The sequence below is a fragment of the Oceanobacillus locisalsi genome (genome assembly GCF_042675985.1).
Lineage (GTDB): Bacteria > Bacillota > Bacilli > Bacillales > Amphibacillaceae > Oceanobacillus > Oceanobacillus locisalsi.
This window is the reverse complement of the sequence record NZ_JBHTKK010000001.1, coordinates 255,651-280,207: the sequence shown is the minus strand read 5'-3', so window position 1 is coordinate 280,207 and position 24,557 is coordinate 255,651. Positions and strand designations below refer to the sequence as shown.

Genomic DNA, 24,557 nt, shown 5'->3' with positions numbered 1-24,557 from the left:
TATACTTTTGAATGCATATACGGATTCTGGGGCATTTTTTCTAATAAACAAGGTGGTGAGTACGGAATGCCGGCACAGTTTTTATTAAATTTTTTTATTGCAGTATTATGGACACTGATTAGTGATGAATCAGAACTGCGATTCACAACATTTGTAGCAGGATATATTGTTGGTATTGGTATCGTGTTTTTAATGCACCGATTTTTTGGAGATCGATTTTATCTTGCGCGTTTTTTTGCATTAATAAAGCTCCTGTTTATCTTTACCAGAGAGCTCATTATGTCTTCTAAACTTGTTCTCGGGCAAATTTTAAAACCAAAACTTACGATTAAGCCGGGGTTGTTTAAATATGAAACCGTTCTGCGAGGAGATTGGGAAATTACGACATTGGCATTGTTGTTAACATTGACACCGGGTTCTGTTGTGATAGAAGTAACAGAGGAAGGGGATGCCTTTTACATTCATGCGATGGATGTGGAAGAATCCAAAGAGATCTTGCTGCGGTCGATCGATTCGTTTGAAAAAGCGATTATGGGGGTGACGCGCTAATGGTTCAAGGAATGTTGACAGCCGCCTTGGTGTTTTATGGTATAGCAATTGCTATTAGTGTGTTACGTGTCATTATTGGCCCGAGCCTGCCTGACCGAATTGTTGCTTTAGATATGGTTGGTGTGACACTGGTTTCTTCTATTGCCGTTGTGTCCGTTATGCTGACAACAACTGCATTTTTAGAAGTGATATTAATTATAGCTATTTTGGCGTTTATCAGTACGATTGCCTTCTCCAAATATATTGAGAGGGGGGACATTATTGAATATCGACGCGACGATTGAGTTTATTGCTGCGCTATTTATGCTTGCCGGGTCGATCATGGCCTTAATCAGTGCGATAGGAATCATTCGTCTGCCAGATGTGTTCACACGATCTCACGCAGGTACGAAGAGTTCTACGCTTGCCGTTTTATTAACGCTTCTCGGTGCTTTTATTTACTTTGCTTCGAACCAGGGCATCTATAGTGTCCGTCTGCTGCTCGGAATTGCTTTTGTGTTTTTAACAGCTCCAGTTGCGGGGCACCTTATTACACGTGCGGCCTACCGGGCCAACGTGAAAATGGCTGACACTACAGTAGAAGATGAATTGAAAGAAGTCACAGATAAAGTACAAGAAGAAGCACAGAAAGAGCGCAGTGAATCAGGCGAAATCATTATGGAAGAAGAAAAGAAAGCAGACAAAGAGCATTCCAGTTAGGATGCTCTTTGTTTATATATGGAGGCAAATTGTGCATACTTTTAATATGAAGATAGGTTTTTAAGTATGTTTTAGAGGGTAGGTACAAAGTAGGGAAGTACGTAGGGGGTTAAAAAATGGTAAAACCAATGGTACAAGATAAAGGAGTGGACCATACAATCGACTTTTTAAAGGACGGTTATTATTATTTTTCCAAACGAATGAATGAATATCAAGAAGATGCAGTGAACTCTCGTATATTTGGAAGGAAACTGGTGATGCTGCGTGCAAGTGAAGCTGCAGAGTTAGTAAATGATGCGACCAAGTTTAAAGCGGAAAAAAGCATTTCTGAACTGTCTACCAGTTTACTGAAGGAAGAAAATGGCGTATTTTATCTGGCTGACATTGATGACCATCAAGAAAAAGGATGGTTTGAGGAAGCTTTCTCTATAGAAAAGCGTGAAGAGCTGGAGTCGATTTTTAGACAGCGTTGGGAAGAAAGAATGGAGTCGTGGAAAAGAAGTCCATCTATTGATTTTATGACGGAAATGGAAGAGATGTGGGTTATTGCTGTTTGTAACTGGATTGGAATTCCAATTCGTGCAAATAATCTAAATCAGCGGACTACAGATATTCAAGAGTTTGTTCAATTATTTTCAAAGTATGGGTTAAATCGCTTGAAAAGAAACCAGGCGAAAAACAGGATAGAAAAGTGGCTTGTCTTTTTAGTTCGTCAGCTGCGGGCAGGAAGAATTCACGTAGATGAGGAAAAGATACTTTATCACCTTTCTTGGTATGAAGATGCAGCAGGTTATATTTTACCTGCTAAAGAAGTGGTGCAGGAATTATTATTACTTATCCGGGCTTTTGTAGCTTCCAGCAGATGGGTTGTTTTCAGTCAGGCGGCACTTCTGCATCATCCGGAATTAAAAGAAAGACTGCAAAGAGACAAGGGGTATGTAGATTGTTTTATGTATGAGGTTATCCGTTATTATTCGGTTGTTCCGTTTTCTGTAGCGAAGACAAAACAACAATTTTTCTGGAAGGATATGTTCTTTCCTAAAAATCAGCTGGTATTATTTGATATATATGGGACCAATCATCATACTGAATTATGGGCCGATCCGGATAACTTTCAACCAGAACGATTTTTGGGCAGGCTGCCCGGCATGACAACAAACACATCAGATGCAGCACAGGAAAGCATCACCATGCAGTTAATGCGAATCAGCTTATCGTACCTTTTGCGGACAGATTGGGTGATGTCAGATCAGCCATTAAACAGCCAGGGAAGTGAAATCCCGGCAAGGCCTAAAAATGGGATGCGTTTAGAGTTTTACCATGAAACTTTCTATGAAGATATGTAAGAGGAGAATGGGCCTGATCTCTATAAATTATTTATAGAGGATGTTTAAAAAGTCCAATAAAAATGACACGGCAGGAAAAGGAACTTCTACTAAGAACGCCCACGTTGGTGTGGCGGGCGTAGAAGCCACCGCATCCTGCGGAAGTGCGTTAACTAGCAAATTCCAATGGGGCTGCGGTTACTCGTTCCATCGAAGAGCTTTTGCGATTACTCGCCCCACCAAAACCGTTACTCACGTATTATGAAGCACGAAGGAACTTCTGTTTTGTCCACGTCCTGTGGACAAAACAGAAGTCATCACAACACGCGTAAGTCCGTTTGGAATTTGCTAGTCGCTTTGAGCTTCCGACGCACACGATGTGCTAGTGTCGGCGCCTGAGACAACGGTTTTAATGGGGTGAGTAAGCGCAACCCCAGGACGTTGCGAACTTAGCCGACTTGGTCCTTTTTATCGAACTTTTGAACACGCACTTATAGAGATCAAGGCGCCTTATTTATTCACTCATCAAATCGCCTACAATAGAGTAGGAGTATAGACGTGCTTTGACATCATAAATTTGTGAGGTAATGATTATTTCATCTGCATCGGTTTCTTGACGGAAAGCTTCCAGCCCTTTGCGGACTGTTTCTTTATTTCCGATAATCGTTGTTTTTGGATCCAGGGATTCTTGAACAGCAGCTTTTTCTGCAGGAGTCCAGACGGCATCCATATTTTCAACAGGAGGCTGCAATTTCATTTCTTTCCCTTTTCGCAGATTTAAAAATTGCATCTGATGGGATGTTGCCAGATATTCAGCTTCTTCATCTGTATCAGCTGCAATAACATTAACACCAACCATTGCATATGGCTTTTCGAGCGCTTCAGACGGTTGGAAACGATCGCGATAAAGGTTTAATGCAGGAACGGTATATGCTGGTGCGAAATGACTGGCAAAGGAAAATGGCAACCCTTTTTCAGCAGCTAAACGCGCACTGAAATCACTGGAACCAAGTAACCAAATCGGAATATTCAAGCCTTGTCCAGGTATTGCTTTGACACGGGATACAGGGTTGGTTGAAAAATAGTCCTGCAGTTCATTCACTTGCATTGGAAATTCTTCCGGTCCGCCTTGCAGTGTACGACGCAAAGCAAAAGCAGTTGCTTGGTCGCTTCCCGGTGCACGGCCGAGCCCCAAGTCTATACGATTGGGATAAAGAGACTCTAGTGTACCAAACTGTTCAGCAATAACAAGGCTGGCATGGTTTGGAAGCATGACGCCGCCTGAACCAACACGTATCGAATTGGTGTGTCCGGCAATGTGACCGATTAATAAAGAGGTAGCAGAACTTGAGATTCCTTTCATGTTATGGTGTTCCGCAAACCAATAGCGATAGAACCCAAGTTTTTCAACATGCTGTGCTAAACGGACACTTTCCTGAAATGCCTGTCTGGCGTCTCCTTCTTCGATAATTGGTGCAAGATCGAGAACAGATAAAGGTATATTTTGAAATGTTTTGTATGAATGTGTATCCATTAAATCCCTCCTTACCTAATGAAAATAATAACGGTTTCTTGCCGCAGCGTCCAATGTTTGGACTTATAGATTAGCAAAGAACAGTTTATGGAACACAATAATGTTGGAAGAGCTTCTTTGGAAGTAATTGATATAGACAAAAGCAGAGATGTTTTTAAAAGAAATGAAGCGAAAACGATTTGCTAACCTGGCCGGAATCAAGTAAGATAGAAAAAGTAGTAAAAATGGAAATGAGGGTACATTGATGAGCAATTCATCTATCTATGGATTAACATATGAACAATTGCAGTCGTGGTTAATGGAACATGGTGAAAAACGTTTCCGTGCTGAACAAGTATGGAACTGGTTATATAAAAAACGGATTAGCCGTTTTGAGGATATGAATAATGTGAATCAGTCAACAATTGAATTGTTGAAAGAAAACTTTGTCTTGCACACAATGGATGTAGAACTTCGCCAGGAATCAAAAGACGGAACGATTAAATTTTTATTCAAACTGGCAGACGGCAATGTGATTGAAACGGTTCTGATGCGTTTTAATTATGGACTCTCCGTTTGTGTGACGACACAGGTAGGATGTAATATCGGCTGTTCTTTCTGTGCAAGCGGCTTATTGCGTAAAAGCCGTGATTTAGACAGTGGTGAGATCGTGGAACAAATTATGAATGTACAAAAACATTTGGATGATCGCCGAGAAGAGGACAGAGTCAGCCATATTGTAGTAATGGGAATCGGCGAACCGCTGGATAACTACAAGAATCTAATGGAATTCTTATATATTGTGAATGATGACCGCGGATTGAATATCGGCGCGCGTCATATTACAGTGTCAACAAGCGGAATAGCACACAAAATGTATGATTTTGCTGATGATCCGATTCAAGTAAATCTGGCAATTTCAATACATGCTCCAAATAATGAACTGCGTACACAGATTATGAAAATTAACCGAGCTTTCCCAATTGAAAAATTGATGAAGGCAGTAGATTATTATCTGGAGAAAAAGAATCGTCGTATTACGTACGAGTATATTATGCTGCATGATGTCAATGACCATAAGAAGGAAGCCATTGAACTCGCTGACTTAATCCGGGACCATCGTCATCTGGCTTATGTAAATCTGATTCCTTACAATACAGTTGACGAACACATTGATTATCAACGCAGCAGTACAGAAAATATCCAGGCTTTTTATGAAACCTTAAAAGCAGAGGGTATACAATGCGGCGTCCGTTGGGAAAATGGTGCGGATATTGATGCAGCTTGCGGACAATTACGCAGTAAACAAATCAAAAAGACAAAAGCAGTTTAATGAATAGATGAAAAACGGGAGAGGCTTACTCAAGAATGGGTTGGCTTCTTTCTTTATGGGAGGGCTATAATGAATACTTCTGTTGTAATCAGAGAAATTGAACCAAAAGATGATAAACAGGTAGAGACGATAATTAAACGTTCATTAGAAAAATACCATTTAGACCATGAAGGAACAGCTTATACCGATCCGCAGCTTTCCCGGCTCAGTGCCTACTACCAAGCTCGTCCGCTGGATAAGTATTGGGTTATAGAGCAGGATGGGGAAGTAGTTGGCGGCATAGGTATAGGCGTTTATAATGAACAGGCGTCTATTTGCGAATTGCAGAAGCTATATTTGGCTTCCAAAGCCCAGGGAAGGGGTTTATCCCGTGAACTGATGAAAAAGGCTCTGAATTATGCTTCTGTCCATTTTAAACAGTGCTATTTAGAAACAAGACATGAATTAAAAACAGCTAATCGTCTGTATGAGAAATATGGCTTTCAATTATTAAGTAAACCGCTGAAAGGGAGCGGACATAGTGCAATGAATCGCTGGTATATGAAAGATTTATCGCAGTATAACTGGCTGTAAGGTGTCTGCAGCTAAAACGGCAGGGTACTAACGTGCCTATACACTTCAAAACAGTCCCCTGATCTTGCTGTGAAAAAGAGTTTCCACTAAAAATACGGGTGTATATTCTCTTAACTATTTATGGACATATTGCGAGGCTGCAGAGCACTTCGTCAAGCCAGCCTCTATCCTTAAAAAGATCTCCTGTATGCTTGTCTGTTCCACTTCTTTTAGACGTTATTAGAACCAATCCGATTTGTTATTTATGCTTCTTATCTCCACTTACTCGGAGTCTCTCTCTTTCGATGTTCACTATCACATTAGCAAGGTAAGCATTGAACACATGTTTATAAACCTATATATTGTCTTCGTCATACTCTACAGCAACAACCATTTTACTTCTTCATCCCCAGGAAGAAGTATTTTCCTTCTATTTTCATATGCTGCCTTCACCTCGAAAGAATTAAGTTTTTACCATCGAGAACTCTGTAACAAACCCTTTGAATTTATAACCTAAATAAGTAACTAGTATAAACTATTAAAAATCGATTTTTATGATAGAAATAAGTCGATAAATTCTCCAAAAAACAATGTTTCGTTTTTTGTATACATGAAAACAATAATGTACACAAATTGAACAATAAATGTTTACATGTATACAAATGCGTGTAAGCATTGTATTTAAAGTATTTTTAAATGTGTACAAAAAAACAAACATGTAAACAATTGCTGAAATACTTGAGAAATAAACAGGATACGTTTATGCTGAATCTATAACTGATTGAATCTATCTTTATAAAAATCATCAGTTATTATAAAATGGAAGTCTTAAAAGATTATTATTCATTTTTGTTTTTATAGAGAACGAACAAAAAGATTAGCAGCTTTTTGAAAACGTCCTTTATACAAGATACGTAAAATTTGAAAGGAGAATGGAAATGACAAAATCTAGAATTGCAGCAATTGACGTCGGAAATGACGCATTAAAAGGAAACTATGGAAAATTAGAAAACGAATACTACATACCGAATGTAGTCGCTCCTGATTTAGAGGATAGACCGGTCATCGGAATTGAAGAACTCGATACAAAGGAAGTATTGGATAATATTCATATCCGTATCCACTCTCCTGCCCTATCTGAAAATAACATTGTATATAGAGTGGGAAATCTGGCTACAAAAACAACAAACTCAGAGGAACTGGATCCGGGAAGCAGTAAATCAGAAGAGGACCAGACATTAGTGATGTTACTTGCTTCTTTAGCTTTAGATGCTGTATCAAGTGAAGCATTTAAAGAGAAAAATGGCGTTTACGATGCGCTGTATACCCTAGGTACCGGTTTACCGCTCAGAGAAGTAAAAGAAGGAAAAGATGTAGGCTACCGTTCTCGTTTGTTGAGTTCCGTACATCAGGTGGAATTTTTAGTAACGCCAAAACATCAAGGGAAAAAAGTTAATATTAAATTTGATGAAGTGAAAGTGTACCCGGAAGGATTTGCAGCATATGTCAATTTAATAATGGATAACGACTTAAAAGTTATCAACAAGGAATTAATTGACAAACAAATTTTAATTCAAGATATCGGCGGGTTATCCACAGATATTGCTGTTATTCGCAATAGAAATGTGGATGACGATAAAGCTCAAGGATTTAATATCGGTGTATCTGAATCGCTGGAACAAATTCGCGAAGAAATCCGAACCAGACATGGCGTAGAGCTTGATAGCAGAAGAGATGTTGTCGATATTATCACCCGAAAGAATGACCGTAATCATATTATGGTAAAAGGCAGCCGCACCAATGTACATGATATAACAGACCACATCCTGCTGGAGATTGCTAAGAAAGAATACCGCTACTTACGGAATGTATGGAGCAAGAATTCGCAGACAGAGATTTGCTATTTTGTCGGCGGCGGCTCTGCCGTTCTGAAAGATTATATTAAAGCAATCAACAATAAAATGGATGGCTATAACATTGAATTCTTTGAAGATGAGAGTGAAAGCATCTGGATGATGGCAAATGCATACTATAAGTTAATTACCGATTTTGTACAAAAGAATGAAAAGAACGAAGAGAACAAAAAGGAAGAGAAGGTAGAGAAGGAAGAGAACACAACGAAAGCGAAATAAGGTGATCCTATGGGAAAGCAGATCGAAAGAGGACAGACAATCACATTTCGTATTCCTTCAGATACGCCTGATTACTTACTGAGACAACTGCAGCAATTGAAGGAAACGGAAAGGAGAAATTTCTCCAGCAAAATTGCAAGTTTTGTCTTAAAAGGTGTCAATGAAATGACTGTGAAAGAAAGGGAGACGGTCACTATCCCGCTTCCCGGAAAATTGACAAAGGAGCAAAAAAGCTGGCTAAAGCATGAACACTCGGAAGCTCTGGTAGGGACGATTTTGTATCAAATATTATCAGATCCGATGCGGGCAACAGCACTATTAACTTCGATGAACTCCGGCACAGCGGATATATTTAAAGAAGTGGAAGAACCGCCGGAAGAACCTCCAGAAGAAATAGAAACTGCTTCCAAACACGTGCAGGAAGAACCGCAGTCAGATTGGGGTATCATGGACGATTTAAATGCAGATGATTTAAACCTGCACCCTGACGGAGAAGATGATAAGGAAGAGGAAGAAGACCAGGATCCATTGGGCGACTTCTTCTCCAGTATGAATAAATAAGGAAAGGCTGTTTCCGATAATGACGGGAGCAGCCTTTCTTTTTTGAAAAAAATATGTTGATATACATACAAATTTGGGGATAATTCTGTGGAAATCTAAAGGATAACTTTTATTTTATCCACTCCCTGTCCACAGAGCTTTTTGTGGATAAAAAAAGGCTATAAAAAATAGCATCTAAATACTTTTATTTCTATTAAATTCAGCTATAATTGAAACTTGAGTTTAATCATAAAGAGAAATAATTTACGGAATGATTTCATGTTTGAATGACAACTGCAGAAGCAATCATTTTTCTAGTTGTCAGAAATAAGACTGCTGCAGTAAAAGAGCGTATATTGTCAAAAATAGGGTCCGTTAAAAGAAACTATATTGATCTAAAATCTTGCGTAGTCAAAAAAACTATGATATTGTTTAATACAAGATATAGGTAAAAACGAAATAATTTGATACTATATATTGTGTCTTGCTGGAACAACAACTTTATTGCTGTAATGACGAACCCTACTATAAACAGATATGCTCCACCAATAGATTGTATGCGAAATGGAGTAATCATCTATATATGGTATAGCTGACGGATTGCGTCTATAAAAATAATTCATTCGGCAAATTTGTCTCACAAGGCATTTATTATTTGGAGAACAGACGGTAAAGTTATTCTGTTGGTACATAATTATTTTTTAAATAATTGATTTGAAATAGACATAAATCATTACAGGAGGAGTAAAAATGACCATCACCATTTATCCGACATCTATTCAAGAAAAAATTAATCATGCAGCAGAAGGTTTAAATATAGACGCTGATGCCTGGATTCAAAAAGTAGACAAACAGACACAGAATGTTACTTCCACTAAAAAAGTGAATGACATCATGATTCAGACTGCTCTTGAAAATATAGATGAAGTAAATCCGGACTGGACTTATGCAGCTGCCCGGATCTATGTAGGGAATTTATATAAAGAAGCTGCAGTAAACCGCAGTTATGACGGAACTGAAAAATATGGTTCTTTCTATAATTTGGTTAAAATGTTGACAGATGAAGGTATCTATACAACTTCTTTTCTGGAAAAATACACGAAAGAAGAAATGGAGCAAATTGGCAGCTTGATTGAACCGGACAGAGATTTGTTATTTAACTATTTAGGTATTTATACAATTGCTACACGCTATTTAGCAACAGATCACCAAAAACGTGTATTTGAGCTTCCTCAGGAACGCTGGTTGATTATTGCGATGCATTTAATGCAGGATGAGCCAAAAAATAAACGGCTGGAATATATTGAAGAATCTTATTGGGCATTAAGTAATTTGTATATGACTGTGGCTACTCCGACATTAACTAATGCTGGGAAAACGCACGGCCAGCTGTCCAGCTGTTTTATCGATACAGTGGATGACAGCCTGCAAGCCATTTATGACAGCAATACCGATATTGCGAAGCTTTCTAAAAACGGCGGCGGAATTGGTGTTTATATGGGCAAAATTCGTGCACGGGGCAGTTCGATTAAAGGGTTTGAAGGAATGTCCAGCGGCGTTGTGCCTTGGATTAAACAATTAAATAATACAGCGGTTAGTGTGGATCAGCTCGGTACCCGCAAAGGTGCGATTGCAATTTATTTAGATATATGGCACCGCGATATTGAATCCTTCCTGGATTTAAAACTGAATAACGGGGATGACCGCATGCGTGCCCATGACATCTTTACAGGTGTATGTCTGCCGGATTACTTTATGGAACAGGTTGAAAACCGCGGAGATTGGTATTTATTTGATCCGCATGAAGTACGTCAGGTTATGGGTTATTCTTTAGAGGACTTTTATGATGAAGAAAAAGGAAATGGTTCTTGGCGTCAGAAATATGAAGAATGCGTAGCAAATGAAGATTTAACCAAAGAAAAAGTACCGGCAATTGAACTGATGAAACGTTTGATGCGTTCGCAATTAGAATCCGGCACACCATTTATGTTCTATCGTGATGAAGTAAACCGTCAGAATGCAAATTCGCATGAAGGTTTGATTTATTGCTCTAACCTTTGTACAGAAATCACACAAAATCAATCGCCGACTGAATTTGTGGAAGAGTTCTTAGAGAACGAAAACACGATTGTAAGAAAATATCAGTCTGGAGATTATGTAGTTTGTAATTTGAGCTCCGTGAACCTTGGAAGAGCTGTTTCCAATGATGTATTAGAGCGTCTGATTCCGATTCAGGTAAGAATGCTGGATAATGTGATTGATATCAACACATTACCAATTATGCAGGCGACGATTACAAATCATAAATATCGCGCAATAGGTCTCGGTACATTTGGATGGCATCATCTTCTTGCATTAAAAGGCATTGGCTGGGAGACAGAAGAAGCTGTTCAATATGCAGATGAGCTTTATGAACAAATTGCTTATTTAACCATTAAAAGCAGTATGGAATTAAGTAAAGAAAAAGGTGCTTATTCCGTTTATGAAGGCAGTAAATGGAGCACAGGTGCTTATTTTGACCAGAAAGGCTACACAAGCCCTGAATGGACTGCTTTGAAAGAAGATGTAAAAGAGAATGGTATCCGTAACGGTTATTTAATGGCTGTTGCACCGAACTCTACAACCGCGATGATTGCGGGCTCTACAGCAAGTATTGATCCGATCTTCCAAGTATTTTACCATGAAGAGAAGAAAGATTTTAAAATACCTGTAACAGCTCCGGGATTAGATCATAACACGTATAATATCTACCGCCGTTCTGCATATATTGTAGACCAGCGTTATTCTGTCAGTCAGAATGCAAAACGTCAGCGTCATATTGATCAGAGTTTATCATTTAATATTTATGTACCGAATACAATTCGCGCATCTGTATTACTGGACTTACATTTACAGGCATGGAGAGAAGGGCTGAAAACAACGTATTATGTCCGTTCTACATCCAATGATGTTGAAGAGTGTGAGTGGTGTCAGAGTTGAGGGCTCTTATCGCATATTTGAGCTACAGCGGTAATACAGAAGAAACAGCTGCGTATATCGGGGATTATTTAAATAAAGAGGGAATAACAGTTGAGTGGCATCGAATCGGAATCGATGCGCTCAACGACCCTGCAATGTATGACCTTGTTTTTCTGGGAACGTTCACGTGGGACAAAGGTGCCACCCCTGATGAGGTAAAAGATTTTGTTTTAGAAATAGGATATAAACCGGAAAATATGGTTATTTTCGGAACCGGCGAAACACAATTTGGCGGGGATGAATTATTCTGCAAAGCTGCTGAGAAGCTGGCTGATTTTTACGGAAGCAGTTATCCGGTCCTTAAAATTGAACAATCCCCCCGGGGTTCCCAAGAAAGTAAGGTTGAACAATGGCTGGAAGGAGTATTAAATTATGCAAAAAGTAACGCTTGAACGTGCTAAAACGTTAGAGCCCCGTTTTCCAAATAAATCTACAGGTTTATTCGGAGGCGAATCAAGTGGCATTCTGAATTGGAATGATATTGCTTATCCGCATTGGTATAAAATTTATAAAAAGCTTATCGGAAATTACTGGCAAGCAGATGAAATAAATATGTCCAGTGATGTCAAACAGTTTCCTTCTTTAACCGAGGAAGAACAGGATGCTTATTTAAAAATAATCGGGCTGTTATCGACATTGGACGGTCCGCAGACAAGAACAGCATTGTTAATTTCACTTTATGCAACGGATGCCTCTGTACAGTCTATCATGGCAGTGATAGCCCAGCAGGAAGCCGTGCATAATGAAAGTTATTCTTATGTGCTATCGTCCGTTGTTTCTTGGAATGAACAGAATGAATCTTTCCAATTAGGCAGAAAAGATGAATTGCTGTTAAAACGGAATGAACTGCTGACAGAGCAATATAATGCATTTGTGGAAAATCCGACAATAGAAAATATCCTGAAAACAATGGTATACACGTCTCTGTTAGAAGGAATGTTTTTCTATTCCGGATTTGCTTTCTTCTACCATTTGGCAAGACAAAATAAAATGGTGGGAACATCGACAATGATCAGTTATATCAACCGTGATGAGCTGGAACACGGTCGCTTTATTACAGAGCTGTTCCGTGCAACACTGGCTGAAAATCCGGAATATAATAATCGCGAATTCATCCAGTGGATTTATGACCATTTCCAAAAATCCGTTGAGATGGAAATAGAATGGTCTCATTACGTGCTTGCAGACATTGACGGCATTGATATGGACGAATTGGATGGCTATGTCAAATATAGAGCGAATAAAATGTTGCGTATGATGGGATTAGAAGAACTTTATCCAGAAAATGTGGAAAACCCAATGAAATGGATCCGTGCTTATGTGGATAATGTGGATGGAACAAAAACAGATTTCTTTGAACAAAAATCACGTCAATATACGAAAACAAGTGATTTAAACGGCTTTGATGACTTGTAAAAGTAAGCATAAAAGGCAAGTATAAAGTAAAACGTCCTGCAGGAGAAGCGGTAAGAATACGCAACCTGCAGGACGTTTTATAATGTAACCGAACAGTGAAAAGCTTCTTTTTCAACTTGTGGATAAAGTGTTGATCAGTACACATAATAAGCTGATAATTCTGGATAAACATAAGTCTTATACACAAATTTAATCATCTAATGTGGATAATTCGCCGGTGACAGCATCAACAACATGCCCTCCGCTCGTTACTTTCCCATATAACTGGTATGTTTTCGTCTGCTGATTATAGACATATACAGGTTCTGTTTCAACCTGCTTCGATAAAAGTTCCGCAGCCGTTGTGGCATCAGCTTGCACGATCTCGGCGTCTTCAAAGGATTCAAATGCTTCTAATAATGGTGTGGAGTTCATATAGTTTTCTACTTGTAATGTTTTAGGATTAATCCACAGGAGTAAGGTAGGGTAAATCACCTTTGCTCCAGTTGTGGCTGCTTCCAAATTTGCCAATAAATAGCCCTGTTCCCGTTTTATAGAAGATAAACGCCATAGCCCGCTGTCGTCCGGAAACTCCATCCGCAGCATCTTGATAATCTCTTTTACTGCTTTCTCTAATGTATCATCCGAAATGGGACGATTATTATCCTGAATCGCATTCCGATCAAAAGCTTCCTCTTCTGTAAATCTGTATTTTAAATCGATTTCTTTTCTTTCAAATTTCTCCACAGAAGGCTCTTCCCAAGTTAGAATATCATCCAGTGCTCTGTAAGAAAGGTTATTCTCTACTTCATTAAAATAGATAATCGAATTTGGATTTTGATTTGGAACAAGGAAACTGGATATGGCATAGTAGGGCTTCCAGGACGCAGTTAACTCATCAGGAATTTCCATTACTTTACAATGTTGTTCTGCTAAAGGTTGTATGATTTCATCAACTAAATTAAAAGGTTCCCATTCAATTTGGGATTCATCGGCAAATATTCCATTCACGGAAAAACTGAATAATTGTCCATCTTCATGAAAGAAAATGTCAATGGTTCCTCCGGGAAAGAGTCTGATATTATCCACAGCTGCGTGAAAAGTTATTCGTTCTTTTGATTCATCTATCAGTTTAAACTGTCTGCCGTATTCTAATCCTGTCTGATCTTCAATCCACTCAATAACAGCTTCCATGTTATCCACCTGTGGAAAAACATCAGCGGACAATGTATTTTTTTCCTCTGCAAATACAACATGTTTTAATTTTTTTGTATCAAGTTCCACAGCTATTTCGACGGTTCCGGATGGATTTATATCTGCTTCTTTTTCTGTTCCGTTTGGCAGCCAGGTCATTTTTAAATCAATCTGATTTTCCGCATGTTGAAGGAAATCATAGCTTTCCAGGTAAAAATCATCTAATTGAAATTGTTCGCGTGTTGTGTCTATTATTTCTTGTGTAGCAGGATGCATATCTCCACCTCGCTTTTGAGTTTTAGAATGATTAAAGTATAACACGCTGCTGCATCTTTCTAAAGAAATGCATGAACAGAAAGAAAACGGCTTCGAATAAGAGTCGAAGCCGTTTCGCTATTAGTTATTTAAATAATTAATAAGACCGTTAGTAATTGCACGAGCTGCACTAGATTGATAGTCCGAAGTCTGTACAACCGTTATATCATTTGGGTTTGTAATATAACCAAGTTCAATCAGTACAGATGGCGCATTGGTTTCTTCAAGTACTTTATAACCAGCCTGCTGTGTCCCTCTTGATGGTAAGGAAACAGTAGAAGACAGAGTGCTGTTTAGTGAGTTTGCTAAATCAGTATCGCTGTCAGAGTTATAATAAGTTGTTACACCGCTTACCGGGACAGCGGAGAAGCTATCATAATGTAAGCTGATAAAAGCATCCGTATTATTGCTGTTGCTAATTTGCACTCTTTCAGCCAATGAAACAAAATAATCACTGCTTCTCGTCATTATTACATTAGCACCAGCTTCTTCAAGGTGTTGAACCACATAATCAGCTGTTGATGTGACAACATCTTTTTCATAGACATTATTTAATCCGATTGCTCCCGGATCTGATCCTCCGTGACCAGGATCAATAACAATGTTATACCCGGATAGAGAGCCGGAACTGCCGGTTTGTGTTTGAGCAGCTTCTACAGATGGAGCAGTATTTTCTGTAGTTTCTTCTTCATTCCCATTTCCATCTGCCGTTAACCAAGATGCGATCCAGCCTGTTTCTCCGTCACCCAAAGAAATTTCCAGCCAATCTCCGGAAGTGGAATGGACATCAAAAGAATCTCCTTGATAAGCGTAGGATATAATCGTGTCTGATGTATCCGGACCGGAACGGACATAAATGCTGTCTGCTGAAACAGTCACTTCTCCGTTCGCATCTGCAGCATCTTCTGACGTTGTTTCGCTATCTGCTTCCAGCGTTTCTGTTTCAACGGCCGACTGTTCCTGATCGGTATTGTCAGTTGCAATAAGGTGGTGTTTTGCAATCCAAACAGGTTCACCGCCGTAATACGTTTGCACCCAACCATGCTGTTCGTTAAAAGCATTTACTTTATCTCCTTGTGTAAACTGTCCGACAAGAGAAGCGTTATCAGATGGTTCGCTTCGAATGTTTAAAACAGGAGAACTTACTTCATAACTGTTACTATTTGCAAAACTTAAACTAGGTAAGAAAAAACTGATTATCAATAATAGTGCGGCTAATAGATAAACTTTTTTAAACTTCTTTTCCATTGAATCCTCCTCTAGGTGACTAAAATGAATGACATGATTGGATATTAATAGAATAGCCTAAACATAGAAGAGTTTAAACCTGCAAGCACAAAAATAATCGAAAAAGACTAGTGCTGGATATGTTTTTAGGATTAAATAGTTATTTTTGGTAACAAAGGAGGATAAATGATTTTTATTGTGCAATAAGGACAACCATTTTGTCATCTTAGAGAGGGGGGGAGGTTTCATTTCTTATCCGCAGATGACAGCAATGTGGAAGCAGCTTTTAAGGCCCTTTTATCATTCCGGATATCTCCCGGTTTGCTGGCTTTTCCAATAACATAGCCTGCAAAATGCATTTTATAAAAGTCGCATATATACTGGAATTGCTGAATCAGCGGCAATCCTTTAATAAATGGATTATCCCCCCCGACGATAATCACATACACTTTTTTTTGAGACAGCTTCTCTCTGAAATCAGGATAATCAGCATCTCTCAAAATTTGCGACCAGCGATCAATAAATAGTTTCATTAACGCAGACATACTATACCAGTAAATCGGCGTAGCGAAAACAATGGTTTCATGCTCTAATAGCTGATCAATCAGTTTCGTATGATCATCATTTACCGGTGTAAAACCGTCTGTATCATGTCTTTGGTCAATGATTGGATAAATTGTATAATCGCGTAAATAAACATGGGTGCCCTGATTTTCAGATACAGCTTCGTAAGTCAATATTTCGGTGTTGCTGTTCTTGCGTGTGGATCCATGGAAAACAATAATGCTCATAAACATCCTCCTTCTATAATGAAGAGACAGGAGATAAGTGATAGCAGCTTGTATTCATCCTCATAGTCTGTCTGCATTCTGCTCTTACTTAAAAAAGCAATATGGTAAAGGATATGTGTGCATTTAGCCGTGTATGCATCATCTCAAAAAAGCCGCAGAAGAAAGCAACTTTCTGCTTTCTTCTGCGGCTTTTGTATATTTTTCCTGTTTAAGCTTGGAACCAAATAATACAAGTGTATTTTCGGCTCTACATACGAATCCATTTCCAAATTTCTTTCGGTGTTGCATTTTTTCCATATAAAAGAATACCTACTTTAAAAATCTTTCCTGCCAGTTTCATAAATATATAGATACTCAGTGCAATAACCGCGATAGAAATGATAATCTCCATCCAGGGCCAACTATCTAACAGGGTCAGCCGGATAAGTAATGTTAACGGTGCTGTAAACGAGATATATGTGCTCACAGTGGCAAATATCCCCTCTGGATTGCTGATAACCGGTCCAATAACCGCAAACTGCAGGAATGGCAGCATCATGACAAGTCCTTGCAGATTACCTGCACTGGAAATATCAGACATGGTCGCACCAACCCCTACAAAAATAGATGCAAACATTAGATAGCTCAAGAGAGCAATCAATACAAAGAAAATCGTTCTCGGTACAAGCAGATTTTCTACAATCGGAATATCTGTCTGCCAAATAGTGAATGGCAGTAAGATAACGATAAAGACAGCGACTTGGATAAGACCTAACAGAAAGTACCCGATGATTTTGCCTTGCATCAACTCAGAAGGTGTTAAAGAGGACAAAATAATTTCTGCAATCTTATCTTTTTTCTCTTGAGATGCGCTTTGGAAAATAGCCATCCCTGTAAAGGTAATAGAAAGCATAATGATACCAGCAAAGAGACCGGGGATAATAGTTTCCCAAGGATTTTCTAAACCAATCAGTGAATTTTCTTCTATACTGGAGGGAGTTTCTCCCTCGCCTTGATCTGTACCTTCTACAAAGGTGATCGGTTCAAGCAGCTGATTTATCTCTTGTTGGCTGAGACCGGATGCTTCTGCTTTTATCATCTGTAAAGGAGCAGTCAGGGCCTGTAATTGCCCGGGAAATAACGGGTCAGCTTCTTCACTCGTGTAAGTAGCAATCCGATTCTCTTCCAAAGATTGTTCATTAATAAATAAATATGCTGTATAAGGTTCGTTGACTTCGGTGATTTCTGACTTAAGCGTATCGGTACGCTGCACATCCCATCCAAAATTCTGTTCGCTGTTGATGGTTTCAATTTCTTCAAAAAAGCCAATATTTTCATTCACGTATACAGTCATATTTTCATCTGTATCCGCATTGTCATCTGAACCTGAAAATAAAGAACCTAAAACGAAAAATAAAATAAATATCGCTGGTGTGATGAATAAACCAATGATAAATGTTTTGTTTTTAAGATTCCGTTTTAATTCCCATCTTGCTACTTTCAAGGAATTATGCATGCTGTATCCCTCCTCCCTGAGAAATGAAATGTTGATCTGTGGCAATATCGATAAAAATTTCATGCAGAGAGATACGGTTAATATGTAACTCTTGTACATCTAACGTATCAGGCAATTGCTTTAACCATTGATGCGGTATAACTTCTTTTTGCAGATGAAGAATGGAATGATTGCCGCTATACTCAATTCGGTCAACTTCTGGAATTTTTTCTAACAGAGCAGGCGGGTTCTCTCCTTGCAAAATACATTTGAAATTGGCATATTGCTTTTTTACATCATCTAATGTGCCGTAGATCACTTTTTGACCATGCTGCATCATAAAAAGGCGATCGCACATTTGCTCCACCAGATTCATTTGATGGGAAGAAAGAAGAATGGCCGTGCCATTTGCTGCTAAAGAAGCAATTTCTTCTTTGAAAATTTCCTGGCTGACCGGATCCAGCCCGGAAAAAGGTTCATCAAGAATCAGCAACTCCGGTTCATGGAGGATGGAACCAATAAATTGAACTTTTTGACTCATTCCTTTAGAGAGCTCTTCTACGGAGGTATTTTCTTTTCCTTCTAAATCAAATTTCTTCAAATATGTTAAAACGCGTTCTTTCGCTTTATCTAAAGGATAATCCTTCAGGTCTGCAAGATATAAGAGGATGTCCATTACCTTTACGTCCTTATAAAGACCTCTTTCTTCAGGAAGGTAACCGATTTTTGATTTCGGAATAGCTTTTCCTTTCTGCTGATGAAAATGAATTTCTCCGCTATCAGGATACATAATACCCATGATATTGCGAATCGTTGTAGACTTACCCGCGCCGTTCGGGCCGAGGATAGCCATAATTTCGCCACGGTACACTTCGAAAGAAATGTCTTTTAGAGCTTCTTTATCTTTAAAAGATTTATTCAGACTATCAACTGTTAATAAAGTGTTCACGTAAATATCTCCTTTCTCATCACAAGATAAATTAAGACGTTACTGTATCTGTTCATTCTTCACTTATAGAATGAACCTGCAGCTTCTATTTCCGGCTATACTGGGTTGTATGAATGCATGCAATAACCGTTTTTGTTCGGTAAATACCGATTGAAAAATAAAATAAATACCGCATATCCGGTATAGAAACGGAAAATTCTTCTTACTTTATTGTACGAAACAATTGTGTGTATGGTTTCAAAAAAGTTTGATTATTCCTGTTGATTTTAGATGATATAGGCAAGATTTCTCAGAAAGCCATTGAGAAATACTCGTTTTAAAATACAGATATTACCTTCAACTTTTGTACACATAATGTGAATTATTTCACAAAAAATATTTACTTATAAAATACTGCATGGTATTATAAAAGTGTAATAAAGGATATCCTCTATAAACAAATGTGAAATGTTGAACAAATTATAAAGTTATTAATTTATTAAATAAGGGGAGAGAGTAAACATGATGAATTTTTTAAGAACGAACAAATATATTGCGGGTCTTTGGGTAGTTATTCGACTTTATCTTGGTTTTAGATGGTTAACTTCCGGTTGGGGAAAGATTGCAGGCGGAGAATTTGATGCAGGTGGATATTTGCAAGGAGCTCTAGGAAATCCGGATGTACAGGGATGGTGGGCATCATTTCTGGAAACTGTAGCGATTCCGAACGCTGGCATCTTTTCTGTAGTTGTTATGTGGGGAGAGGTACTGGTTGGACTTGGACTTATTTTAGGTATTTTCACAAACCTTGCTGCATTAATGGGGGTTGTTATGAACTTCTCTTTCTTACTTAGCGGAACGTTCTCTACCAATCCGCAAATGGCTATCTTAGGAATCTTCATAGCTATTGCCGGTGCGAATGCTGGAAGATATGGCTTGGATCGCTGGGTAATACCTTATCTGAAAGGAACTTGGAACCAGCGTGTAAAAAAAGAGAAACAAAGTGAAAGTTATGTTGCTTGAAACAAGCTGATGAATGATATAGAAAGTAAAAATAAGTAGAGGAGAACGGCAGGAGACCCGTTCTTCTCTACTTATTTTTTATGCACATCCTTCCATGTGAATTCTTTTCATGTTATTTACCGTAAAACTCCTGTATAATAATGTAGTGATGACAAAATGAAAGAAGGTTGTTTGTAATGTCAGCTCAGGCGCAAGCAGACTCGCAAAATGATAAGATTTTTTCGCGAGATTTTCTATATATTTGGATAGCGAACTTTTTTATTTTCTTAGGTTTTCAAATGACTATCCCTACGATACCGCTGTTTGTAAAAGATCTTGGCGGCAGTGATCAGATGGTGGGCATCATTGTTGGTATTTTTACATTTTCCGCTTTATTAATACGCCCTTATGCCGGCCATGCGCTGGAAAGCAAGGGAAGAGGATTCGTTTATTTGATCGGTTTAGGGATTTTTGTTCTGTCTGTAGGCGCTTTTGCATTTACAGCAAGTATTTTATTTTTAATTATTATTCGGATTATCCAGGGCGTCGGCTGGGGATTTTCGACGACAGCCGGCGGGACAATAGCAACAGACTTGATACCGCCTCGTAAAAGAGGAGAAGGGATGGGGTATTTCGGTTTATCCGGAAATATTGCTCTATCTTTCGGACCGAGTTTAGGCTTAACGTTAGCTGTCCTGATTTCCTATCAGCAATTATTCTTATTATGCGCGCTCGGCGGCGTCATTGCCTTTCTTTTTGCTACACGTATCCGCTATAAAAAAGTCGATCCGGCACATCTGACAAAAGTGGCGCGTTTTGACGTATTGGAGAAAAATGCATTACAGCCATCGATTTTATTATTTTTTATTACTTTTGCTTTCGGCGGAATAGCTACATTTTTGCCGTTGCATGCGATAGAAAGAGGCGTAGAAGGGATTCAGCTTTATTTCTTTATTTTTGCTGTATTTATCATGGTTTCTCGTCTTTTTTCGGGCAGGCTATATGATAGGAAAGGCCATAAATTCATTTTTCTTCCGGCCGTTATGCTTATCTTCCTGTCCATGCTTTTGTTAGCATGGCTGCCAAGTACAATGATTTTATTAACAGCGGCTGCTTTATTCGGTCTCGGGTTTGGAGCGGTTCAACCGGCATTACAAGCCTGGGCTGTCAACCGCGCTCCTGCAGACCGGAAAGGAATGGCGAACGCGACCTTCTTCTCCTGTTTTGATTTGGGGGTAGGAATAGGTGCTATTTTGTTCGGCCAAATTGCAGCAGCTTTTAACTATACATCTATTTATTTAACAGCAGCAGTCTCTATCATTATTTCGATGCTGATTTATATATTTACTGCCCTAGGAAAATCATCTGATAATGAAAAGGTGGGTTAACTGGTTTGAAACAAATAAAGGATATCAACATAAAAAATGCATTTCCTGATAAATTTTATCGTCGTGGGTTACATTATTATCAGCATAATAATGTGCACGATCTGATATATGACCATAACAGTGACGTATGGACGGCTACGGTACAAGGGACAGAAGATTATTTTGTGGAAATAAATACAAATGATCTGCAGGACGGATCGATTGATATGCAATGTGATTGTCCAGCATTTGACACGTTTGGTTATTGTAAGCATATTATAGCGACGTTACTGGCAATCCAGCGTTTTGAAAGAGACGATGTCAGACCAAAAGTGAACAATTATCGGCTGAACCGGTTTATGGAAGCTATCCGGGGCACAAGAAGCGTAACGGAAAATACTTCTTACCAAGAGCCGGTCCAGGTGGAATATATTTTAAGCTGGTCTTATCTGAAACATCTGCAGATTGAATGGAAAATAGGCGAGAAGCATCTGTACGTTGTGAAAAATGCAACTGATTTCTTGGAAAATTATTTTAAGAAAAGAGAGCATTACTTCTCTAAAAAATTTACATTTCAGCCGGAGAAGCATGTCATAGATGAAGCGGATCAAGAAATATTTGAGATGTTGTATCAAGTAAGCAAGAGTGCAGAAATATATGATGCATATGGTTATACAAAGAGGAACAATGAAAGGTACTTGACTATCCCGCCAGTGCTTGCCAAAAACTTATTGCATAAATTAAAAGAACGGAAAACGGTTGTGAAAACACAACGGCAGGAATATAAAGACATACAGATTATTGATGGGGAGCTGCCTTTTCAGTTTGACGTGATGAAAAATGATCAGCGTATATCGCTCCGGCTGCAACAAGGAAATGCCATGACCTTTTTCCCGAATTATGATTTGTTATTTTTGGATGGTGTTTTTTATTTTCCAAAAAGAGAACAAATTCCTGTATTAGAAGAGTTGGAAATGTTTCGTTTAGAAAATATTTACTTCGATGTTCCGACAGACCAGACAGATACGTTCCTCTCGGAGGTCATGCCTGCGTTGGAAACGGTGGGCGAGGTGCAGCTGGATGAACAGATCGCAGAAGAAGTTATTAAAGAACCGCTCAAAGCGAGATGTTATTTAGAGTTACAGGATGATGTGGTTATTGGAAGACTGGAGTACCATTATGGCACACATGTGATTGATCCATTTCAAGGGAAAAAAGACACTGATGTAATGTTGATCCGCGATGTCGATAAAGAACAGCTTATCATGCAGCATATCGAGGAAGCAGATTTTAGATATAACGGCAGAGAACTTTATATGTCCGTGGATGATGAAGAGGGTTTATACCATTTCTTGTATAAGATTTTGCCTGCTTTGAATCAGGACGTGGAATTGTTTCTATCCAGTGAATTTAAGAAAATGTTATTTGATTATGAACCGCAGCCAAGTACCAGCGTCCAGATGGAAAGTCAAAATAATTTATTGGAAATTGGCTTTTCTATTGATGGGGTAGATGATAACGAGATTAATCGCGTCCTGCAGGCGGTGATTGAAAAGAAACGTTATTTCCGTCTGGACTCTGGGCAGATGCTGGATTTGGATACAGAAGAATTTGCTTCGATTCAGCAGTTTTTTGACGGATTGGGAATGGATAAGGAAGATGTGCAGAACGGGCAGGTGCAGATGCCTGCATATCGCGGCGCTCAGCTGGATGAACTGCTCGATACGAAGAAACAGTATGACTCGCATTTCCGGGATTTATTAAGTCATTTGAAGTCTCCGGAAGAGCAGGTGTATGAACTTCCAGACAATCTGCAGGCGTCTTTGCGTACGTATCAGAAGGTTGGTTACCAGTGGTTTAAATCGTTAAGTGCGTATCAATTCGGCGGTATTTTGGCAGATGATATGGGACTTGGAAAGACATTGCAGGCCATTGCGTATATTACGTCGGAATCAGAAGGAAATCCGGTCGGTCCGCATTTGATTGTTGTACCGTCTTCTGTCGTGTATAACTGGAAAAATGAGCTGGAGAAATTTGCCCCGCATTTAACATCGGTTATTTTAACTGGACAGCCGGCAGAAAGGCATGAACGTATGGAAAGTTCAAAGGAGAAGGATGTCTGGATTACTTCGTATGCGACATTACGCCAGGATGTGGAATACTATCAAGATACCACTTTCCAGACACTATTGCTGGATGAGGCGCAGTATATTAAAAACTATCAGACAAAAACATCGAAAGCGATCCGCACTCTGCAAGCAACCCGGCGCTTTGCATTAAGCGGCACACCAATTGAAAATTCAATCGGAGAGCTTTGGTCTATTTTCCAGGTGATTTTACCCGGCCTGATGCCGGATCAAAAGACATTTAAACAAATGGATTCCAGCAAAGTTTCCGCAATTACCAAACCGTTTATTTTACGGCGCCTGAAACGGGATGTGCTGAAAGAGCTGCCGGAGAAAATTGAGTCGGTTCATATTTCTGAGTTAACAGACGATCAGAAGGACTTGTATGTCGGCTACTTGCGAAAATTGCAGCAGGAAGCGGCGACATCGATGCAAGAAGATTCCTTCCAGCAGAACCGGATGAAAATCTTAGCCGGCCTGACAAGGCTGCGTCAGATTTGCTGTCATCCTTCGACATTCGTAGAGAATTATGAAGGCAAATCCGGCAAGCTGGAGCAATTGATGGAAACGGTGGATACGGCAGTGAATAACGGGAAGCGGCTGCTGATTTTCTCCCAGTTCACAAGCATGCTGGAAATCATCAGCGGGCGATTGGAAGAAGCAGGGTACGATTACTTTTATTTATCCGGCGACACACCTTCCAAAAACCGTGTCGACATGAGCGAGAAATTTAATAACGGGGAAAAGGGCATTTTCCTGATTTCCTTGAAAGCCGGCGGCACCGGTTTGAATCTGACCGGTGCAGATACGGTTATTTTATATGATTTATGGTGGAATCCGGCTGTAGAAGATCAGGCTACCGGCAGAGCGCATCGATTCGGCCAGAAAAACGTTGTGCAGGTTATTCGCCTGGTGACAGAAGGGACCATTGAAGAAAAGATATATGAACTGCAGCAGCAGAAGCGCGAATTAATTGATCAGGTCATTCAGCCGGGAGAGACGATGCTTTCTTCCTTGAGTGAAGATGATATTAAAGAGTTGTTGAGTTTGTAGGGGTAAAACAAAAAGACGGTTTTT

Annotated in this window: 20 protein-coding genes; 14 read left to right on the top strand and 6 right to left on the bottom strand. The window is 39.2% G+C overall.

Annotation, left to right across the window (positions count from 1 at the left end; translation table 11 throughout):
• The first annotated feature begins 66 nt into the window (after positions 1 to 66).
• From ACFQ19_RS01230 to ACFQ19_RS01215, 4 genes are all read left to right on the top strand, one after another.
• The gene (locus ACFQ19_RS01230; protein ID WP_379590082.1) at positions 67 to 549 is read left to right on the top strand and encodes a Na+/H+ antiporter subunit E; all 483 of its coding nucleotides are present in this window, start codon (positions 67 to 69) and stop codon (positions 547 to 549) included.
• Entirely contained in the window at positions 549 to 833 is a 285-nt protein-coding gene (locus ACFQ19_RS01225; RefSeq protein WP_379590081.1) for a Na(+)/H(+) antiporter subunit F1, read from the top strand. Before ACFQ19_RS01230 ends, ACFQ19_RS01225 begins: the two co-directional genes overlap by 1 nt.
• 19 nt (positions 834 to 852) lie before the next feature.
• On the top strand, positions 853 to 1,248 hold the full coding sequence (locus tag ACFQ19_RS01220; protein WP_379590305.1) for a Na+/H+ antiporter subunit G: 396 nt from the start codon (positions 853 to 855) through the stop codon (positions 1,246 to 1,248).
• Between the two features lie 116 nt (positions 1,249 to 1,364).
• A complete protein-coding gene (locus tag ACFQ19_RS01215; RefSeq protein WP_379590080.1) occupies positions 1,365 to 2,594 on the top strand; it encodes a cytochrome P450 in 1,230 nt (409 codons plus the stop codon).
• Between the two features lie 493 nt (positions 2,595 to 3,087).
• Here the strand turns inward: ACFQ19_RS01215 and ACFQ19_RS01210 are convergent, their stop codons facing one another.
• Positions 3,088 to 4,107, bottom strand: coding sequence for an LLM class flavin-dependent oxidoreductase (locus ACFQ19_RS01210; protein WP_379590079.1), 1,020 nt, complete (start codon positions 4,105 to 4,107; stop codon positions 3,088 to 3,090).
• Between the two features lie 244 nt (positions 4,108 to 4,351).
• On the opposite strand from ACFQ19_RS01210, the gene rlmN reads away from it, so the two are divergent.
• From rlmN to ACFQ19_RS01175, 7 genes are all read left to right on the top strand, one after another.
• Positions 4,352 to 5,419, top strand: a complete 1,068-nt coding sequence (rlmN, locus tag ACFQ19_RS01205) for a 23S rRNA (adenine(2503)-C(2))-methyltransferase RlmN (protein WP_379590077.1) — start codon at positions 4,352 to 4,354, stop codon at positions 5,417 to 5,419.
• Between the two features lie 69 nt (positions 5,420 to 5,488).
• On the top strand, positions 5,489 to 5,992 hold the full coding sequence (locus ACFQ19_RS01200; protein WP_379590076.1) for a GNAT family N-acetyltransferase: 504 nt from the start codon (positions 5,489 to 5,491) through the stop codon (positions 5,990 to 5,992).
• A gap of 917 nt (positions 5,993 to 6,909) precedes the next feature.
• Positions 6,910 to 8,103 carry an Alp7A family actin-like protein gene (locus ACFQ19_RS01195; RefSeq protein WP_379590075.1) on the top strand — a complete coding sequence of 398 codons (1,194 nt, stop codon included), beginning with the start codon at positions 6,910 to 6,912 and terminating at the stop codon, positions 8,101 to 8,103.
• 9 nt (positions 8,104 to 8,112) lie between these two features.
• The gene (locus tag ACFQ19_RS01190) at positions 8,113 to 8,664 is read left to right on the top strand and encodes a hypothetical protein (protein ID WP_379590073.1); all 552 of its coding nucleotides are present in this window, start codon (positions 8,113 to 8,115) and stop codon (positions 8,662 to 8,664) included.
• Between the two features lie 729 nt (positions 8,665 to 9,393).
• On the top strand, positions 9,394 to 11,622 hold the full coding sequence (locus ACFQ19_RS01185; protein WP_379590072.1) for a ribonucleoside-diphosphate reductase subunit alpha: 2,229 nt from the start codon (positions 9,394 to 9,396) through the stop codon (positions 11,620 to 11,622).
• Positions 11,607 to 12,053, top strand: a complete 447-nt coding sequence (locus tag ACFQ19_RS01180) for a flavodoxin (RefSeq protein WP_379590071.1) — start codon at positions 11,607 to 11,609, stop codon at positions 12,051 to 12,053. Before ACFQ19_RS01185 ends, ACFQ19_RS01180 begins: the two co-directional genes overlap by 16 nt.
• Positions 12,034 to 13,077: a ribonucleotide-diphosphate reductase subunit beta gene (locus tag ACFQ19_RS01175; RefSeq protein ID WP_379590070.1), complete on the top strand. Its 1,044-nt coding sequence runs from the start codon at positions 12,034 to 12,036 to the stop codon at positions 13,075 to 13,077. The genes ACFQ19_RS01180 and ACFQ19_RS01175 overlap by 20 nt, the downstream gene beginning before the upstream one ends.
• A 189-nt stretch (positions 13,078 to 13,266) precedes the next feature.
• Here the strand turns inward: ACFQ19_RS01175 and ACFQ19_RS01170 are convergent, their stop codons facing one another.
• The 5 genes from ACFQ19_RS01170 to ACFQ19_RS01150 all read right to left on the bottom strand — a co-directional run bounded on the left by ACFQ19_RS01170 (position 13,267) and on the right by ACFQ19_RS01150 (position 19,006).
• Positions 13,267 to 14,526, bottom strand: a complete 1,260-nt coding sequence (locus ACFQ19_RS01170) for a hypothetical protein (protein WP_379590069.1) — start codon at positions 14,524 to 14,526, stop codon at positions 13,267 to 13,269.
• A gap of 120 nt (positions 14,527 to 14,646) precedes the next feature.
• Positions 14,647 to 15,813: an N-acetylmuramoyl-L-alanine amidase gene (locus ACFQ19_RS01165; RefSeq protein WP_379590068.1), complete on the bottom strand. Its 1,167-nt coding sequence runs from the start codon at positions 15,811 to 15,813 to the stop codon at positions 14,647 to 14,649.
• Between the two features lie 224 nt (positions 15,814 to 16,037).
• Positions 16,038 to 16,583 (bottom strand): flavodoxin family protein, encoded by a 546-nt coding sequence (locus ACFQ19_RS01160; RefSeq protein WP_379590067.1) that lies wholly within the window; start codon positions 16,581 to 16,583, stop codon positions 16,038 to 16,040.
• 247 nt (positions 16,584 to 16,830) lie between these two features.
• On the bottom strand, positions 16,831 to 18,078 hold the full coding sequence (locus tag ACFQ19_RS01155; RefSeq protein WP_379590066.1) for an ABC transporter permease: 1,248 nt from the start codon (positions 18,076 to 18,078) through the stop codon (positions 16,831 to 16,833).
• Positions 18,071 to 19,006 (bottom strand): ABC transporter ATP-binding protein, encoded by a 936-nt coding sequence (locus ACFQ19_RS01150; protein ID WP_379590065.1) that lies wholly within the window; start codon positions 19,004 to 19,006, stop codon positions 18,071 to 18,073. The genes ACFQ19_RS01155 and ACFQ19_RS01150 overlap by 8 nt, the downstream gene beginning before the upstream one ends.
• A gap of 501 nt (positions 19,007 to 19,507) precedes the next feature.
• Between ACFQ19_RS01150 and ACFQ19_RS01145 the strand changes: the two genes are divergently transcribed.
• From ACFQ19_RS01145 to ACFQ19_RS01135, 3 genes are all read left to right on the top strand, one after another.
• The gene (locus ACFQ19_RS01145) at positions 19,508 to 20,008 is read left to right on the top strand and encodes a DoxX family protein (protein ID WP_379590064.1); all 501 of its coding nucleotides are present in this window, start codon (positions 19,508 to 19,510) and stop codon (positions 20,006 to 20,008) included.
• Positions 20,009 to 20,184: 176 nt separating this feature from the next.
• Positions 20,185 to 21,375 (top strand): MFS transporter, encoded by a 1,191-nt coding sequence (locus tag ACFQ19_RS01140; protein WP_379590063.1) that lies wholly within the window; start codon positions 20,185 to 20,187, stop codon positions 21,373 to 21,375.
• Positions 21,376 to 21,380: 5 nt separating this feature from the next.
• Positions 21,381 to 24,533: an SNF2 helicase associated domain-containing protein gene (locus tag ACFQ19_RS01135; RefSeq protein WP_379590062.1), complete on the top strand. Its 3,153-nt coding sequence runs from the start codon at positions 21,381 to 21,383 to the stop codon at positions 24,531 to 24,533.
• Positions 24,534 to 24,557: the final 24 nt, after the last annotated feature.

Coding starts and splice junctions, on each gene's coding strand:
- ACFQ19_RS01210 (WP_379590079.1), bottom strand. CDS start 4,107: ATGGATACACATTCATACAAAACATTTCAAAATATACCTTTATCTGTT.
- ACFQ19_RS01140 (WP_379590063.1), top strand. CDS start 20,185: ATGTCAGCTCAGGCGCAAGCAGACTCGCAAAATGATAAGATTTTTTCG.
- ACFQ19_RS01195 (WP_379590075.1), top strand. CDS start 6,910: ATGACAAAATCTAGAATTGCAGCAATTGACGTCGGAAATGACGCATTA.
- ACFQ19_RS01220 (WP_379590305.1), top strand. CDS start 853: ATGCTTGCCGGGTCGATCATGGCCTTAATCAGTGCGATAGGAATCATT.
- ACFQ19_RS01175 (WP_379590070.1), top strand. CDS start 12,034: ATGCAAAAAGTAACGCTTGAACGTGCTAAAACGTTAGAGCCCCGTTTT.
- rlmN (WP_379590077.1), top strand. CDS start 4,352: ATGAGCAATTCATCTATCTATGGATTAACATATGAACAATTGCAGTCG.
- ACFQ19_RS01200 (WP_379590076.1), top strand. CDS start 5,489: ATGAATACTTCTGTTGTAATCAGAGAAATTGAACCAAAAGATGATAAA.
- ACFQ19_RS01215 (WP_379590080.1), top strand. CDS start 1,365: ATGGTAAAACCAATGGTACAAGATAAAGGAGTGGACCATACAATCGAC.
- ACFQ19_RS01165 (WP_379590068.1), bottom strand. CDS start 15,813: ATGGAAAAGAAGTTTAAAAAAGTTTATCTATTAGCCGCACTATTATTG.
- ACFQ19_RS01155 (WP_379590066.1), bottom strand. CDS start 18,078: ATGCATAATTCCTTGAAAGTAGCAAGATGGGAATTAAAACGGAATCTT.
- ACFQ19_RS01170 (WP_379590069.1), bottom strand. CDS start 14,526: ATGCATCCTGCTACACAAGAAATAATAGACACAACACGCGAACAATTT.
- ACFQ19_RS01160 (WP_379590067.1), bottom strand. CDS start 16,583: ATGAGCATTATTGTTTTCCATGGATCCACACGCAAGAACAGCAACACC.
- ACFQ19_RS01145 (WP_379590064.1), top strand. CDS start 19,508: ATGATGAATTTTTTAAGAACGAACAAATATATTGCGGGTCTTTGGGTA.
- ACFQ19_RS01185 (WP_379590072.1), top strand. CDS start 9,394: ATGACCATCACCATTTATCCGACATCTATTCAAGAAAAAATTAATCAT.
- ACFQ19_RS01190 (WP_379590073.1), top strand. CDS start 8,113: ATGGGAAAGCAGATCGAAAGAGGACAGACAATCACATTTCGTATTCCT.
- ACFQ19_RS01230 (WP_379590082.1), top strand. CDS start 67: ATGCCGGCACAGTTTTTATTAAATTTTTTTATTGCAGTATTATGGACA.
- ACFQ19_RS01225 (WP_379590081.1), top strand. CDS start 549: ATGGTTCAAGGAATGTTGACAGCCGCCTTGGTGTTTTATGGTATAGCA.